The sequence below is a fragment of the Micromonospora sp. NPDC049171 genome (assembly GCF_040648275.1).
In the GTDB taxonomy this organism is placed as follows: Bacteria; Actinomycetota; Actinomycetes; order Mycobacteriales; family Micromonosporaceae; genus Micromonospora.
Window position 1 is genome coordinate 149,877 of the sequence record NZ_JBEZDJ010000018.1, and the last position, 15,355, is coordinate 165,231.

The following is a 15,355-nucleotide window of genomic DNA, read 5'->3' on the forward strand; positions in this document are numbered from 1 at the left end:
GGTTCACAGCCGGCTGTCGGGTGGGCTCACCGAGGACGGCACCGCGCTCGGCGCCGGCGGCGGGGCCGGACGGGTCGGCACCGGCGCGGACGTGTCGGCCTTCTTCCAGGCGCTGACGCCGATCCGGCCGGTGTTGCCCAGGTCGATCGGCCCGTCCGGGTCGACCTCTTCGCCCGGCTGCCCGGCCGCGGGTGCCACCGTCAGGTACTCGCCGTTGGTGGCCACCACCGTCGAATCGGTGACCAGGTTGCGCCAGAGCACCACGGCCGTGGCCCGCTCGCCGTGCGCGAGGGTGACCGTCCGGGGCGGTTGGTCGAAGCCCGACGTGATCTCCTTGCCGCCGTTGACCACCCGCAACATGATCGGCTCGCGCTGGTCGTCGAACACGTGCAGCACCGGGTACCCGTTGAGCTGGTACGGCTGGTCACCGCAGTTGACCAGCTCCAGCCCGAGGGCGCGGAGCCCCATCGCGGCGTCCCCGCCGGTCGACCGGATCCGGACACCGGAGGCCGGGCAGTCGGGCGGCGGATCGGTGCTCGCCGACGGGCTCGGCGCGGTCCGCGGCCGGCTCGGCGGGTCCCCGCCCTGGCCGTGGTGGTCGTCGAAAGCACAGCCGCCGAGTGCGAGAGCCATCGCGACCGTCGCGCTGATGCGCCGCCGTGCTGCCGTGTCGCGGGAGACCATTGCCTGATCCTCGCCCACCTGGGCGCGCCGCCATCGCCCGCCCCCGCCCCCCGCCCCCCGGCCCGTCGATCATGAGGTTATTGCCGTCCTTCTCGGCGTGTCGTGACAATAACCTCATGATCGACGCTGGGCATCCGCGATCGACGCTGGGCATCCGCGATCGAGTCGAACTGGCCCCAAGGTCACCCGTCGGGCAGGTCGTACCCACAGTATGGGAGCGTGCCCACGCTGGTTGGCGTGCCTTCGAATTCGTGCTATCTGCAGCTCAGGGGCCCTGGCGGCCGGCCTGCGGCGCTACCGACGCTCGACGTGGGACCGTGGACACCGGTACATTCCGACCGGGGAATTTCCCACCAGCAAGGAATTTATGAGCTTCGATAGTTTCATGCCTCACATTGAAGAGATCAGATTCCTTCGATGGAGGTTCCCATGGACGTTTCTCGGCTCGGCGGACCGACCCTGTCCCTGTTCCGCATCGTGATCGGCCTGCTGTTCACGTTGCATGGCCTGACCTCGGTCTTCGGGTTGTTCGGCGGCAACCCGGTGACCGGTGCGGCGATACCCCTCGGCACCTGGCCGGGCTGGTGGGCCGCGCTGATCCAACTGGCCTGCGGCGCACTGGTGCTGGCCGGGCTCCTCACCCGACCCGCCGCTCTGCTCGCCTCCGGCTCGATGGCATACGCCTACTTCGTGGTGCACCAGCCGGACGATCTGCTGCCACTGCACAACGGCGGTGAACTGTCGGCGCTCTTCTGCTGGTCGTTCCTGCTGGTGGCGGCCCTCGGTCCGGGTTCCTGGGCGCTCGACACGCTGCTCGCCCGTCGCCGCGACATTCGGCCCGCGCCGGCGGCACCGATGACCGAGCCCAGCTCGATGGTCATCTGACCGCACTTGCTACCGCGCGTCGCCGGGCCTCGACGAGGCAGGTCCGGCGACGCGCCCGGTCCGGGGTTGGAGCGACGACAGGGGGGGCGGGAGTGTCAGGCCGAAGAGCGCGTGCTGAGCACCGCGTCCAGGAGGCCGGGGTAGAGGCGGTCCACCTCGTCGCGGCGTAGCCGGACCAGGCGGCTGGTGCCGGCGGCTCGGGTGCGGGTCAGGCCAGCCTCGCGCAGCACCTTGAGGTGGTGGCTGCGGGTCGCCTTGGAGACGCCGAAGTCGAAGCTGCCACAGGCGGCCTCGCCATTCTCGACGAGCGCCCGAACGATCTGTAGCCGCACGTCGTCGGCGAGTGCGGCCAGCACAGCGGTGACCGGAATGTCGGTCAGGTCGGGTTCGTGCGGCTCCATGTGACCAGTGTAACCCTTGTTCGACAAGAATCGAACAACGCCCTATGGTCGGTGTCATTGGTTCGACGATACTCGAACATTGGAGCTGACGATGCGATCCCGCGCCGCCGCCTATCCGCTGCTCGCCGTGCTCGGTTGGGGCGTGATGTTTCCGGTCCTGGCCAGTGCGCTGACCCGGGTCGACCCGCTCAACCTGACCACCGCCCGCTACCTGCTCGCCGCCGCCATCCTGGTCGCCGTCCTACTGCTCCGCGAAGGCACCGGTGCGCTGCGGCACCGCACAGGCGAGATCGTGGTGCTCGGCGTGGTCGGCTTCGCCGGCTTCAACGTGCTCACCAACCTGGCGCTCGAACACGCCGCCCCGCAGCAGATCGCTCTCTTTGTGGCCACCACCCCGCTGATCACCCAACTGGTCCGTTGGGCCCGTGACGGCGTACGGCCGAAGCCGCTCTTGCTGGTCCTCTCCCTGGTGGCGCTCCTCGGAGTCGGCCTGGTGATCACCCGCGGGAGCCTGGCCGGGCTCGGCCAGTTCGGTCTCGGTGGGCTGATGATGGTCGGCGCGGTGCTCGGCTGGGGCATCTACACGCACGGCGCCAGCCGGTTCGGTGCCTGGTCACCGCTGCGCTTCACCACCCTGACCGCGCTCGCCGGCACGGCGGCCATGCTGGCCGCGAGCATCGCCGCCGACGCCGTCGGCTGGCAGCACGCGCCGTCCGCCGCCGACCTCGCGGCGGTCACCCCACAGTTGGCGTACGCCGTGGTCATCGGCGCGGTGATCGCCGTCCTGGCCTGGAACACCGGTGTGCAGCGGCTCGGTGCCGCCAACGCCGCGCTGTTCATGAACCTGGTCCCGGTCGTGACGTTCGCGGTGCAGATCGCCCGCGGCTACCGCCCGGAGCCCATCGAGCTGGTCGGTGCCGCCATCACGATCGGTGCGCTGGTCGCCGCGAACCTCGCCACCAGGCCACGGACCCGGCCTTCGGCTCCGCCGCAGTCGACCGCGACCACGGACCGGATCGCGGTGATCGACCCGGTGGCGGTGAGCGCCCACTGACCCCACCTGCCGGTAACTGGCTGAGTCGGTCGGCTCACAGCGTGGGATCCGCGGTGGAAGCGGCGGGCAGAGTTGCCTAGACTCGGCAGCACAACTGCATACCTCATCCAGAGGGGCTGAGGGATACGGCCCGACGACGCCCCGGCAACCACCCCGCGCGCTCACCGCTGAGCGACCCGCGGGGCAGGTGCCAATTCCGTCCCCGCCGCACGGTGCGATGTGGGGAAAGATGAGAGGACTTCTCGACATGACGTCGACGCTCGCCGCCTCCGGCATCGACACCTCCGCCAGCCCCGCCCGCGCCCTGGTCTGTCGTGCCTGTTCGGCCCGCTATCCGCTCGCCGCCCAGCACGCCTGCTATGAGTGTTTCGGCCCACTGGAGGTCGACTACGACACTGCCGCGCTGGCCACCGTCACCCGCCAGCAGATCGAGGCCGGTCCGAAGAACATCTGGCGGTACGCCGCGCTGCTCCCGGCCGGTCAGGACCCGGCCGGTCGGGTCACCCTCGACCCGGGGCTGACCCCGCTGGTCGCGGCCCCGCACCTCGCCGCCGAGCTGGGCATCTCCGCGCCGCTGTGGGTCAAGGACGACAGCGCCAACCCGACCCACTCGTTCAAGGACCGGGTCGTCTCGGTGGCGCTCACCGCCGCGAAGGCGCTCGGCTTCACCCGGTTCGCCTGCGCGTCGACCGGCAACCTGGCCAACTCGGTGGCCGCGCACGCCGCCCGCGCCGGGGTGCCCTCGGTGGTCTTCATCCCCAGCGACCTGGAACAGGGCAAGGTCATCACCACCGCTGTCTACGGCGGCGAGCTGGTCGCCATCGACGGCTCGTACGACGACGTCAACCGGCTCTGCGGCGAGCTGGTGGAGACCGACGAATTCGAGGACACCGCGTTCGTCAACGTGAACGTCCGGCCGTACTACGCGGAGGGCTCCAAGACCCTCGGCTACGAGGTGGCCGAGCAGCTCGGCTGGCGTATCCCGGCGCAGGTGGTCATCCCGATGGCCAGCGGCGAGCTGCTCACCAAGATTGACAAGGCGTTCTCCGAGCTGGTCGAGATCGGCCTGGTCGAGGCGCCGGCCGGCGGTTGGAAGGTGTTCGGCGCCCAGTCCGCCGGCTGCAACCCGATCGCCACCGCGCTGCACGCCGACACCGACACGATCATCCCGGTCAAGCCCACCGGCATCGCCAAGTCGCTCAACATCGGCGACCCGGCCGCCGGCCTCTACGCCCTGGAGGCGGTCCGCCGCACCGGCGGCTGGATGGAGTACGCCGACGACGACGAGATCCGCGCCGGCATCCGCGATCTGGCCCGCACCACAGGGGTCTTCGCCGAAACCGCTGGCGGGGTGACCGTGGCGGTGCTTCGCAAGCTTGTCGAGTCCGGTCGGCTCGACCCGACCGTGGAGACCGTCGTGTTCAACACCGGCGAAGGTCTGAAGACCATCGACGCCGTCGCCGGCCAGGTCGGGCCGACCCACCACATCAAGCCCTCGCTGCGCGCCGCCCGCGACGCCGGCCTCCTCGGCTGATCCGCTTCGCCGCCTCGCTGTTTGGCCGCCTCGCCGCTCGGCCGTGGCTCGCCGGCCGCTGTCGGTCAGGTTGATCCACTCGGGTTCCTGAAAGCGCGGTATCCGGCGGGCCCGGACACCCCGTTTTTCGGGACCCGAGTGGATCAAGTGCCGTGCCGTGCCGTGCCGTGCCGGGGCACGGCAGGTCGTGCTGGCTTGGCGGGGGGTGGGGGATCGCCCGAACGGGGGACCGGGTTGATCATTCGTGTAACTGGGCTTTCGCTGTGAGTATGGAAAACCCGCCCCTGCGGACTTGACGGCAGGAACCGGACGGCGCAAGATGCTCCGTGCGGGAGGGCATTTCGCCGAAGACTTTTGAAGTTCTTGCGACCCAACGCCGGAGGCGTTGTGCGAGTGTCCCTCCCGACCACGTCCGATCGGGCCAGCGAATAATTCGCTGGCCCGATCGCTTTCCCGAGGCGCACGCTCACCGCATGAGCATCACGATCGCGTCGTTCGACGGCACCGACCGAGCAGCCGTCGACGAGGCGTACCGGATCGGCGCGGCGGCCAAAGACGCCGATCTGCCGGATCTGCCGCCCTTCTGCCGGCGACGCTTCGACGCGTACTTCCACACGCCGAGGCCCGGCACCAGGTCGCTCTGGGCGCTGGCCCGGCTCGACGGGGTGGCGGCCGGTTTTCTCCAGCTGGACCTGCCGTACCTCGACAACCCCGACAACGCCGGCGCCGAGCTGACGGTGCATCCCGAGCTGCGGCGGCGGGGCGTCGGCCGGGCGCTGCACGAGTACGGCGTGCGCCTGCTGCGGGAGCACGGCCGCAAGCGGGTGGTCGCGATGGCCGTCTCCGCGCTGCCCGACGGGCCAGCCCGCAGCGGGGCGGGCGACGCGTTCGCCGCCGCCACCGGTGCCGAGCCCGCCCTCGCCGAGGTGCGGCGCCGGCTCGAGGTCGAGGAGATCGACCGGGTCGCGCTGCGTGCGGCGCTGGCCGAGGCTCGACCGCGGGCCGAGGGCTACCGGTCGGTCTGCTGGCAGGGGGCAACCCCGCAGGAGTACGTCGCGGACATCGCCTACCTGGATGGCCGGCTGCTCACGGACGCGCCCATGGGTGACGTGCAGTGGGAACCGGAGCGGGTGGACGCCGAGCGCATCCGTGGCAACGAACGGGCGCTGGACGCCCAGGGCCGGCGGTGCTACCACCTCGGGATGCGGCACGAGGCGACCGGTCGGCTGGTCGCCTGGACCATGCTGGACGTGGGCGCCTCCGCCAACTGGCACGCGTTCCAGCAGATCACCATCGTCGACCCGGATCACCGTGGGCACCGGCTCGGCCTCATCGCCAAGGCCGAGAACCTGCACCACCTGCTCACCCACGAGCCTGCCGTCCGCGTGATCGACACCTGGAACGCGGCCAGCAACAGCTACATGGTGGCGATCAACGAGCAGCTCGGCTTCCGTCCGGTGGACGCCTGGACCGACTGGCAGCTCACGCTCTGACCGGCATTCGCGCTACTGCTCGCGGGCCGTACTCAGGCATGATGGCGGGCATGACGGAGACCCCGCATCCCCTGTACGACAGGCACGCCGACACCCTCACCCGTGCGCTGACCGCGATCACGGAGCGGGGCTACTGGTCCGCCTATCCCGAATCTCCCAGCCCCCGGGTGTACGGCGAGACCGCCGCCGCCGACGGCAAGGCCGCCTTCGAGGCGTACCTCGGTGGTGACTTTCCGCTCGACCAGCCGGGCACCGGCGATCGGGTCGCCACCGAGACGAGCCCGTTCGGGGTAGAGCTGGCGGTGCGTTACCCGCATGCCGGCCCCGGCGAGCTGGTCGACGCCGCCTCCGCCGCGCTGCCGGCGTGGCGTGATGCCGGCCCGCAGGCCCGGGTGGGAGTCTGCCTGGAGATCCTCGACCGGCTGCACAAGCACATCTTCGAGCTGGCCAACGCGGTGCAGTTCACCAGCGGGCAGGCGTTCGTGATGGCCTTCCAGGCCGGCGGTGCGCACGCGCTGGACCGGGCGCTGGAGGCGCTGGCGTACGCGTACGCCGAGATGACCCGGCACCCGGGCACGGCTGGCTGGGAGAAGGCCGCCGGCAAGGGTGACCCGCTGCGGATGACCAAGACGTTCCACGTGGTGCCGCGTGGGGTGGCGCTGGTGATCGGCTGCAACACCTTCCCGACCTGGAACTCGTACCCCGGGCTGTTCGCCTCGCTGGTCACCGGCAACCCGGTGCTCGTCAAGCCGCACCCGCGCGCGGTGCTGCCGCTGGCCATCACCGTGAAGTACGCCCGGGAGGTGCTCGCCGAGGCCGGCTTCGATCCGAACCTGATCATGTTGGCGGCCGAGGCGCCCGGTGAGAAGCTCGCCAGCGACCTGGCCCTGCACCGCGCCGTGAAGATCGTCGACTTCACCGGCTCCACCGAGTACGGCGACTGGCTGGAGACGCACGCCCGGCAGGCGTCGGTCTACACCGAGAAGGCCGGCCTGAACACCGTCGTCATCGACTCCACCGACGACTTCGCCGGCATGTGTCGCAACCTCGGTTTCACGCTGACCCTCTACAGCGGTCAGATGTGCACCACCTCGCAGAACATCCTCATTCCGGCCGGTGGCATCGAGACCGACCAGGGGCACAAGAGCTTCGACGAGGTGGCCGGCGGGATCGCCGCCGCCGTCGGCAAGCTGACCGCCGACCCGGCGCGGGGCGTCGAGCTGACCGGCGCCATCGTCAACGACGGGGTGCTGGATCGGCTGGCCGAGGTCACCAAGGTGGGCGAGCCGGTGCTGGAGTCACGGGCCGTGACCCACCCGGCGTACGCCGACGCGGTGGTGCGTACCCCGACGATCGTGAAGCTGGCCGCGGACGACGCGGACACGTACGGCCGGGAGTGGTTCGGGCCGATCTCGTTCGCCATCGCGACCGACTCCACCGCGCACAGCCTGGAGTTGCTGCGCCGGACGGTCGGCGAGAAGGGCGCGCTGACGGCGGGGGTCTACTCCACCGACGAGGCGGTGCTGGACGCCACCGAGGCGGTGGCGGTCGAGGTCGGTGTGCACCTGTCCTGCAACCTCACCGGCGGGGTCTTCGTGAACCAGTCGGCGGCGTTCTCCGACTTCCACGGCAGTGGCGCCAACGCGGCGGCGAACTCGGCGTTGACCGACGGGGCGTACGTGGCCAACCGGTTCCGGATCGTGCAGTCTCGGCGTCACGTCTGAGTCTTTGGTTGCGGTTCGGGTTTCCGGGGCAGCCCGCCCCGCTCCGGGCGGTCAGGCTTGATCCCTGCGCGGGGCGGGCTGCCCCGGAAACCCTTCGTGGGCACGGTGGTGGCTTCGGTGCCGGCTTTTTTAGGGGCATCAGAGTGGTTTTGCCTTGGGAGGATGGTTCTCGGGTTATGCAGTTCGGCGCATTTGTAGCTCGGTCAGGGCTGGGATGGTGGGGTGGGGGACGCGTTCGCCGGTGTCGTTGAAGCCCAGCCGTTGGTAGGCGCGGTAGGCGCGGTCGTTGCCGACCACCACCTCCAGCAGCAGCTTCGGCCGGCCGCAGGCCCGTGACCAGGCGGCCACCCCGTCGATCAGCTCGCCGAGCAGGCCGCTGCCCCGCCAGGCCGGCGTGACGTACACGGCGTAGACCACGGTGAGCCCGGGTTCGTTCGGGGCGACCGTGCCACCGGCGTGCCCGACCAGCCGGCCACCCGGGTCGGCGACGAACTGCGCGTTGCCGGGGCCGGCCGAGGTGTACGCGACCCGGGCGGCGAACTCGGCGTGCGGTCGGGCCGCCGCGTCCGCCAGGGTCTCCAGGAAGGCCAACGGTGCGTCGGCGAGCATCTCCAGACGCAGTGCCCGCATCCGGGCGGCGTCCTGCGGCCGGACCCGGCGGATCTCCGCCCGCCGTAGGGCGGTGGCGCCCGTATCGGTGGTCATGCCCGCATGCCTACCACAGGGTCGGTGCCCGGCACGGTCGAGCTGCGCCGGGCAGTCATCGACGTGGATCCGGTGGATCGAAAAACCAAGCCGGTCTGACCGCCCCGGAAGGTGTCAGATTTGTGGCCGTGCGCGGCCGTCACTCCTCGTGTAGCGTGCGATTTCGGTCACCTTATTCAATGGTCGCCATCGATTGCCGAGGTGGTGGCCGGTGGGCGTCCGGCCGTGCCGAGCGCCAGGTCAGGCAACACCGCGCAGAGTGAGGGAAGTGCACCGTGGCACAGGGCACCGTGAAGTGGTTCAACGCCGAAAAGGGCTACGGCTTCATCGCCGTCGACGGCGGTCAGGACGTGTTCGTCCACTTCTCCGCGATCGAGATGGACGGCTACAAGGCGCTGGACGACGGCCAGCGGGTGGAGTTCGAGATCGCCCAGGGTCAGAAGGGCCCGCAGGCCGAGCACGTCCGCGTCGTCGCCTGAGTTTTCCTCCTCGATCGGCCCCGCGCGTCGGGGCTGGCGGCAGGGGCGCGCAACCGGGAAGATCGGGCCCGTTTGGCCGGCCCGGTCCACCTCTTCGAACGCCGCAACCCGATCGGCCGCTCGTCTCGGATGTTCCACGACCGGCCCGACCTCCTGCTCGGTCGGGTTGCCCTGGTGGCCCCGGCGGTCATCGTCGTCAACGTGATCTCCGGTGGCCTGGAGGAGGCGGGCACGGCCGCGTTCGGCACGGATCCCCTCTCGTCGCCGGGCACCGCGATCGGGGCGGTGGTGGTGATCGGGGTCACCGCCGTGCTGGTCCTGCCGGCCTACCTCGCCCAGCCAGGTCGGTCTGCTGGTGACGTACGCCGAGCAGCGCGCCCATGAGGAGCCGGTGAACACTGCCGGACTGGCGACGGAACTCGGCTGAGCGGCCCCATCGTGCTTGCACTCGGCAGGGGAGAGTGCTAAACAAGTCATTGGCACTCGCATACCGTGAGTGCCAATGGTCGGGACGGTGGGGCCAGGTTGCACCGGCGTGGAGACGCCGGGGCGGCACATGGCCGGTCGTCGCGGGCTATCCGGCCCGGCCGAAGGACGTCGTCGTCGCCAGGTGGCGACGTCCCAAGGTGCGTACACCAGGCGGCCCATCCGGGGCACACATCTCGGGTGGCCCGTGAGTGTCCAGGAGGACAACGCCGTATGGCCAAGATGATCGCGTTCGACGAAGAGGCGCGCCGCGGCCTCGAGCGGGGCATGAACCAGCTCGCCGACGCCGTAAAGGTGACCCTCGGCCCCAAGGGCCGCAACGTCGTGCTCGAGAAGAAGTGGGGTGCCCCCACCATCACCAACGATGGTGTGAGCATCGCCAAGGAGATCGAGCTCGAGGACCCGTACGAGAAGATCGGCGCTGAGCTGGTCAAGGAGGTCGCCAAGAAGACCGACGACGTTGCCGGTGACGGCACGACGACGGCGACCGTCCTGGCCCAGGCCCTGGTTCGCGAGGGCCTGCGCAACGTGGCCGCCGGCGCCAACCCGATGGCCCTGAAGCGGGGCATCGAGGCCGCGGTCGCGAGCGTCTCGGAGGAGCTGTCCAAGCTCGCCAAGGACGTCGAGACCAAGGAGCAGATCGCCTCCACCGCCTCCATCTCCGCTGGCGACAGCACCGTCGGCGAGATCATCGCCGAGGCGATGGACAAGGTCGGCAAGGAAGGCGTCATCACCGTCGAGGAGAGCAACACCTTCGGGCTGGAGCTGGAGCTCACCGAGGGTATGCGCTTCGACAAGGGCTACATCTCGGCCTACTTCATGACCGACCCGGAGCGTATGGAGGCCGTCTTCGACGACCCGTACATCCTGATCGCCAACAGCAAGATCTCGTCGGTGAAGGACCTGCTCCCGATCCTGGAGAAGGTCATGCAGTCGGGCAAGCCGCTGCTGATCATCGCCGAGGACCTGGAGGGCGAGGCCCTCGCCACCCTGGTGGTCAACAAGGTCCGTGGCACCTTCAAGTCGGTCGCCGTCAAGGCGCCGGGCTTCGGTGACCGCCGCAAGGCCATGCTGACCGACATCGCGATCCTCGCCGGTGGCCAGGTCATCAGCGAGGAGGTCGGCCTCAAGCTCGACGCCGCCAGCCTCGACATGCTGGGCCGCGCCCGCAAGGTCGTGGTGACCAAGGACGAGACCACCATCGTCGACGGTGCCGGTGACGCCGAGCAGATCCAGGGCCGGGTCAACCAGATCCGGGCCGAGATCGACAAGAGCGACTCCGACTACGACCGGGAGAAGCTGCAGGAGCGGCTGGCCAAGCTGGCCGGCGGCGTTGCGGTCATCAAGGTCGGCGCGGCCACCGAGGTCGAGCTCAAGGAGCGCAAGCACCGCATCGAGGACGCCGTTCGCAACGCGAAGGCCGCCGTCGAGGAGGGCATCGTCCCGGGTGGTGGCGTCGCGCTGGTCCAGGCCGGCAAGACCGCCTTCGACAAGCTCGACCTGGTCGGCGACGAGGCGACCGGTGCGAACATCGTCAAGGTCGCGCTGGACGCCCCGCTGCGGCAGATCGCCGTCAACGCCGGCCTCGAGGGCGGCGTCGTGGTGGAGAAGGTCCGTAACCTCGAAGCGGGTCACGGCCTCAACGCCGCCAACGGCGAGTACGTCGACCTGCTGGCCGCGGGCATCATCGACCCGGCCAAGGTGACGCGCTCGGCGCTGCAGAACGCCGCCTCGATCGCGGCGCTCTTCCTCACCACCGAGGCCGTCGTCGCGGACAAGCCGGAGAAGACCCCGGCTGCCCCGGCTGGCCCGGGTGGCGGGGACATGGACTTCTGAGTCCAGTTCCGACACACCGAACGGGGCGGGCCGCTGACGCGGTCCGCCCCGTTCGTCGTCAGGTCGGCAGTCGGCGCTGGTTGCGCCGTTTGTGCGCCCGGTCGTACGGCGGGAGCAGTTGGATCGGCGCGTCCACCATCTCCTGCGGCTGCTCGACCACCGACGATTCGCCGTCGGTGGTCATCTCGGCCAGTTGTTCGGCGTCGCCGTAGTCGAGCCGGTCGAACGGCAGTTGGCCGGGGAGTTCGCCGACCGGTTTCCAGGTGATCGGCGGGCCGTCCTCGGTCTGGTCGTCATCCGTGGTCATGGCTGCCTCCTCTACCAAGACGGTAGGGGGCGTCGAAGGCCGATGCGGGCGAATGGATCTATGTCCTGTTTGCCCTGGTTATCCGGACAGCGTCCGTCGGTACAGGAAGAAGACCCGCTCGATTCGCGCACCCGCGCTGCCCGAGTAGAACGGCACCGGCCCCACCCAGCCGATCTCCGCCCTGGTCAGCCCCGCCGCCCGCTGGTCGGCCAGGCAGCGTCGCAGCAGCACACCACCGATGCCCAGCCCCTCGGCGGCCGGCGCGGTGCCCATCGGCCCGAACCAGCTCGGCCGGGACGACCCGTACGCGGCGAAGCCGAGCACCTCGCCGCCCCGCTCCGCGAGGTGACAACCGGCGCCGTCCCGTCCCACCGAACCGGCCAGCTCGCCGTCCCAGGTGCCGCCGAAGGTGGACCGGGCGAACGCGGTGAGTGCCGGCAGGTCCGTCGGCTCCGCCCGGCGTACGGTGACGCCCTGATCGGCCAGCCGCCGCTCGGCGGTCTCGGTGGACCGCAGCGCCGGCGACCCGTCGTACGACAGGTCGGCGGTCATGTTCCAGGCGGTCCGGTCCTGCTGGTAGCCGAGCGCGAGGGCCGCGCAGACCGCCGGGGTGTAGCGGACGTCGATGCCCGGCCACGCGTAGTACGGCGGGTTCCCGGCCAGCAGCACCTCGGTCACCCCGCGCTCGGCCAGCACCCGTTCGGCCTGCCCCAGCAGTGCCCGGCCGACGCCCCGGCGGCGGTGCTCCGGCAGGACCGCGACCAGGTCCACGTGCCCGCTGTCCGGCTCGGTCGACGACACCGAGCAGAACAGCACCCCGACCAGCTCCACGCCCCGGTACGCGCCCAGCCCGACCACGGACCGGTCCGCGCTGGCTCGGGGCCAGAGCACGTCCACGATGCACGCGGCCTCGGCGGCGTCCTCGGGCAGGTCGAGGGCCTGCTCGCAGAGCCGCACCACGGTGGGGGCCAGGTCGGCGGTCAGCTCGGTGACGGTGATCTCGGCGTCCATGGTCGCCGACCATAGATGACCGCGTGCCGGCCCGCGCTCCCGCCCGTCGGATCAGGAAGGAAACCTGCCTATTGTTGGGCGCCGCGGACGGCGGCAAAGGCGTCGACCTGGCCGGCGCCTGTGACGTTCGCCGGAGCACCGCAGGCGTCGGACGGGTCGTCGGAGCGGTACGTGGGTGTCGCCGCGGTGGCGGTGTCCCGCAGGATCTGCCGGGTGCGGTCCACGTCGCCGACCAGCGCCGGGTTCGCCGACCACATCAGCGCGACCACCCCCGCCACCTGCGGGGTCGCCATCGAGGTGCCGTCCAGCGCCGCGTACGTGCCCCCTGGCATCGCCGACACCACACCCACCCCCGGTGCCAACACGTCCGGCTTACCCGTGCCGCCCGCCACCGGCCCGCGCGAGGAGAACTCGGCGACCCGCCGCTGCGCGTCCACCGCCCCCACGGTCAACACGTCCGCATACGGTGCGGGCGGGTCGTCGATCGACGCACACCAGGGGCCGGTGTTGCCGGCCGCGGCGACCACGAAGATCCCGGCGGCGTCCAGCGCGGCGGTGGCCGGCCGCAGCACGCGGTTGTCGCACCCCTCGATGGGCGGGCAGCCCCACGAGTTGGTGAGCACCTGCGGGGCGCGCTCCGGGCGGCCGTCGGTGAACGGGTCGCCGCCGGCCGGGAAGGGCGCCAGCATGAACTGGAGGCAGTCCAGGTAGTGCGCGGGGCTGCCCAGGTTGCGGTCCAGGTTGACGCAGCCCACCCACTGCGCGTCCGGTGCCACCCCGATGCCGTCGCGCCCGACCGCGCTGCCCACCGTGTGGGTGCCGTGCCCGCCCGTGTCGGTCGGGCTGCGGCTGCCGTCCCACGGGTCGTACCAGGAGTCGTCCCCACCCCGGAACCCGGCTCGCAGCGCCGGATGGGTGCCGTCCACGCCCGAGTCGGAGCTGCCGACCACGATGCCCGTGCCGGTGACCCCGAGCTGGGACCACACCCGGTCGGCGCCGATCTGGCGGATGTTCCACTCCGGGCCGGTGGGCCTGGGCGCGGTGCCCCGGCTCTGCCCGGCCGGGGCCGGCAGCGGGCGCAGGCGCTGGCTGACCAGCACCCGGGCCACCTCCGGCCGGCGGGCGAGCCAGGCCCGTACCGCCGGGCCGCCGTCCACCTCGACCGCGTTGACCAGGTAGTACGACACCGGGTCGAGACGCAGCCGGTGCAACCCCCGCAGCAGGTCACCCTGACTCTGCTCGGCGGTCGTCACCAACCGCCGGTAGACCTCCGCCGCGCGGGCGTCCCGCCCGGCCCGACCGGGCTGGCCCGCCGGAAGATCGCTCAGGTCGGCCTGCGCGCGCAGCACCACGAACAGCCGCTCGCCGTACAGGCCCGGCTGGCCGGGGCCGAGGTCGACCACGCCGAACGCCACGAGCAGCACCACGGCTGCCACCGCGGCGACCCGCCGGCTCGGGGTACGTGCCGTGGGCCGGGCGAGCAGCACCGCGTACCCGATGGCGAGCAGGACCGCGACGGCGAGCCCGGCGCCGGCGGCGGCCGCCACCCAGAACGGGACGTCCCGGGTGCCGACCAGCAGCAGGGTGATCTCTTCCGGGTCGGTGAAGGCCAGCGGCCCGAGTGCGGCCAGGCCCACCAGCCAGCCGGTCGCCGATCGGCCGGCCCGGGTGGCGTCGGCCGGGTCGACGGCGGGCCGCCAGGCCGCCGCCCACAGCGCGGCCAGCGCGAAACCCACCGGCGGCAGGATCAGCAGCGCGGGCAACTGTGCGCCGGACTGGCCGGTGCCGGCCGCGAGCAGCAGCAGCGCCACCCCGGCGACCAGACCTCCGACCAGCACCAGCCGAGCCGGCCGGGGCGGTCGGCCGGTCGCGAACCGGGACCAGAAGGTGTCGTCCAGCAGCGTCGCGGCCAGCACACCGAGCGCGGCGGCGGCCAGGAGCGCGAGCGCGGTCTCCAGGAGCCCGCCGAGCGCGCCCAGCCAGGCCCACGGCAGCAGCAGCGCCAACCCGGCGGCGACCGCGAGTAGCGGCACCGCACCGGGCCCGCGCCGGGCCGGCTCCGCGTTCCCGGTGGTCTCGGGCCGGGTGGCGTAGTCGTGTCCGGTGGTCCCGGGCCGGGTGGGGTCGGCGTGTCCGGTGGTCTCGGGCCGGATGGCGTCGCCGTTTCCGGCGGCTGCCGGGCCGCCGACCGAGGCAACCAGCCCGGGGTACGCCCGGCGGCGCGCCGACAGGCGCACGGCGAGCGCGCCGAGCAACGCGCCGCCGGCCAGCGCGGCGAGGTGCGCCTCGTGGTGCACCGGCGGTACGACTCGCAGCAGGGTCAGCACGCCGAGGGCGAGTGTGGCGGCCAGCCAGACCCGCCCGGTGGCCCGGACCGTCGTCGACCGGGGCAGCACGGCCAACAGCAGGGCGGGTGTGCCCACCAGCACGACGGTGGCCAAGCCGAGCACCGGCCAGAGCCAGCCGACCCGGTCGCGTCCGAAGCTGAGCAGCACCTGATCGGTGAGCCAGCCACCGGCCTGCGCCGCGACGGTGACCGCGACCGTCCAACAGCCGACGAACACGGCCGCGACCACCGGCCACGGAGAACTGTGGTCGCTGGTTCCGGGGTACGCAGGCTCAGCGTGCATCCGAGAACCTTACGACCACGACGGAGGGTTTCGGACCCGACGGTCGCGCGGTGCGTCGCCCGAGAGTGGCGCATGGCCGAGCGTGAGATCTTGGACGGTTTCCGTCCGCGCCGGACGGAAAGTGTC

General features: G+C 71.5%; 14 protein-coding genes and 1 riboswitch. Of the genes, 8 read left to right on the plus strand and 6 right to left on the minus strand.

The annotated features are described in order from the left end of the window. Nucleotides 1-3: 3 nt before the first annotated feature. Entirely contained in the window at nt 4-684 is a 681-nt protein-coding gene (locus tag AB0B14_RS23035) for a DUF4232 domain-containing protein (RefSeq protein ID WP_357524086.1), read from the minus strand. Nucleotides 685-1,113: 429 nt separating this feature from the next. Between AB0B14_RS23035 and AB0B14_RS23040 the strand changes: the two genes are divergently transcribed. Beyond that, the gene (locus AB0B14_RS23040; protein WP_357068155.1) at nt 1,114-1,569 is read left to right on the plus strand and encodes a DoxX family protein; all 456 of its coding nucleotides are present in this window, start codon (nt 1,114-1,116) and stop codon (nt 1,567-1,569) included. A 95-nt stretch (nt 1,570-1,664) separates the two neighbouring features. On the opposite strand, the gene AB0B14_RS23045 is transcribed toward AB0B14_RS23040, so the two are convergent. Further along, a complete protein-coding gene (locus AB0B14_RS23045) occupies nt 1,665-1,970 on the minus strand; it encodes a metalloregulator ArsR/SmtB family transcription factor (RefSeq protein ID WP_357068157.1) in 306 nt (101 codons plus the stop codon). 91 nt (nt 1,971-2,061) lie between these two features. Here AB0B14_RS23045 and AB0B14_RS23050 point away from each other — a divergent pair, with 91 nt between their 5' ends. From AB0B14_RS23050 to paaN, 4 genes are all read left to right on the plus strand, one after another. Beyond that, complete coding sequence (locus tag AB0B14_RS23050; RefSeq protein WP_357068159.1) at nt 2,062-3,024, plus strand: DMT family transporter; 963 nt, start codon at nt 2,062-2,064, stop codon at nt 3,022-3,024. A 100-nt stretch (nt 3,025-3,124) separates the two neighbouring features. After that, nucleotides 3,125-3,260, plus strand: a riboswitch (SAM riboswitch). A gap of 11 nt (nt 3,261-3,271) precedes the next feature. After that, nucleotides 3,272-4,558 carry a threonine synthase gene (gene thrC, locus AB0B14_RS23055; protein WP_357068438.1) on the plus strand — a complete coding sequence of 429 codons (1,287 nt, stop codon included), beginning with the start codon at nt 3,272-3,274 and terminating at the stop codon, nt 4,556-4,558. A 473-nt stretch (nt 4,559-5,031) separates the two neighbouring features. Then, nucleotides 5,032-6,051 carry a GNAT family N-acetyltransferase gene (locus AB0B14_RS23060; protein ID WP_357524088.1) on the plus strand — a complete coding sequence of 340 codons (1,020 nt, stop codon included), beginning with the start codon at nt 5,032-5,034 and terminating at the stop codon, nt 6,049-6,051. Nucleotides 6,052-6,101: 50 nt separating this feature from the next. Beyond that, nucleotides 6,102-7,775: a phenylacetic acid degradation protein PaaN gene (gene paaN, locus AB0B14_RS23065; RefSeq protein ID WP_357068163.1), complete on the plus strand. Its 1,674-nt coding sequence runs from the start codon at nt 6,102-6,104 to the stop codon at nt 7,773-7,775. A 174-nt stretch (nt 7,776-7,949) separates the two neighbouring features. Here paaN and AB0B14_RS23070 read toward each other — a convergent pair whose 3' ends face one another. Beyond that, nucleotides 7,950-8,480: a GNAT family N-acetyltransferase gene (locus AB0B14_RS23070; protein WP_357524090.1), complete on the minus strand. Its 531-nt coding sequence runs from the start codon at nt 8,478-8,480 to the stop codon at nt 7,950-7,952. A 275-nt stretch (nt 8,481-8,755) separates the two neighbouring features. On the opposite strand from AB0B14_RS23070, the gene AB0B14_RS23075 reads away from it, so the two are divergent. The 3 genes from AB0B14_RS23075 (at nt 8,756) to groL (ending at nt 11,281) form a co-directional block, all read left to right on the plus strand. Continuing rightward, nucleotides 8,756-8,959, plus strand: coding sequence for a cold-shock protein (locus AB0B14_RS23075; RefSeq protein ID WP_053654337.1), 204 nt, complete (start codon nt 8,756-8,758; stop codon nt 8,957-8,959). A 72-nt stretch (nt 8,960-9,031) separates the two neighbouring features. Beyond that, a complete protein-coding gene (locus AB0B14_RS23080; protein WP_357524092.1) occupies nt 9,032-9,343 on the plus strand; it encodes a hypothetical protein in 312 nt (103 codons plus the stop codon). Between the two features lie 315 nt (nt 9,344-9,658). Beyond that, nucleotides 9,659-11,281, plus strand: a complete 1,623-nt coding sequence (gene groL / locus AB0B14_RS23085; RefSeq protein ID WP_030490078.1) for a chaperonin GroEL — start codon at nt 9,659-9,661, stop codon at nt 11,279-11,281. A 58-nt stretch (nt 11,282-11,339) separates the two neighbouring features. On the opposite strand, the gene AB0B14_RS23090 is transcribed toward groL, so the two are convergent. The 3 genes from AB0B14_RS23090 to AB0B14_RS23100 form a co-directional block, all read right to left on the minus strand. Beyond that, nucleotides 11,340-11,588 (minus strand): hypothetical protein, encoded by a 249-nt coding sequence (locus AB0B14_RS23090; RefSeq protein WP_357068169.1) that lies wholly within the window; start codon nt 11,586-11,588, stop codon nt 11,340-11,342. A 78-nt stretch (nt 11,589-11,666) separates the two neighbouring features. Then, nucleotides 11,667-12,599, minus strand: a complete 933-nt coding sequence (locus AB0B14_RS23095) for a GNAT family N-acetyltransferase (RefSeq protein WP_357524093.1) — start codon at nt 12,597-12,599, stop codon at nt 11,667-11,669. 68 nt (nt 12,600-12,667) lie between these two features. Further along, nucleotides 12,668-15,229, minus strand: coding sequence for a S8 family serine peptidase (locus AB0B14_RS23100; protein ID WP_357524095.1), 2,562 nt, complete (start codon nt 15,227-15,229; stop codon nt 12,668-12,670). Nucleotides 15,230-15,355: the final 126 nt, after the last annotated feature.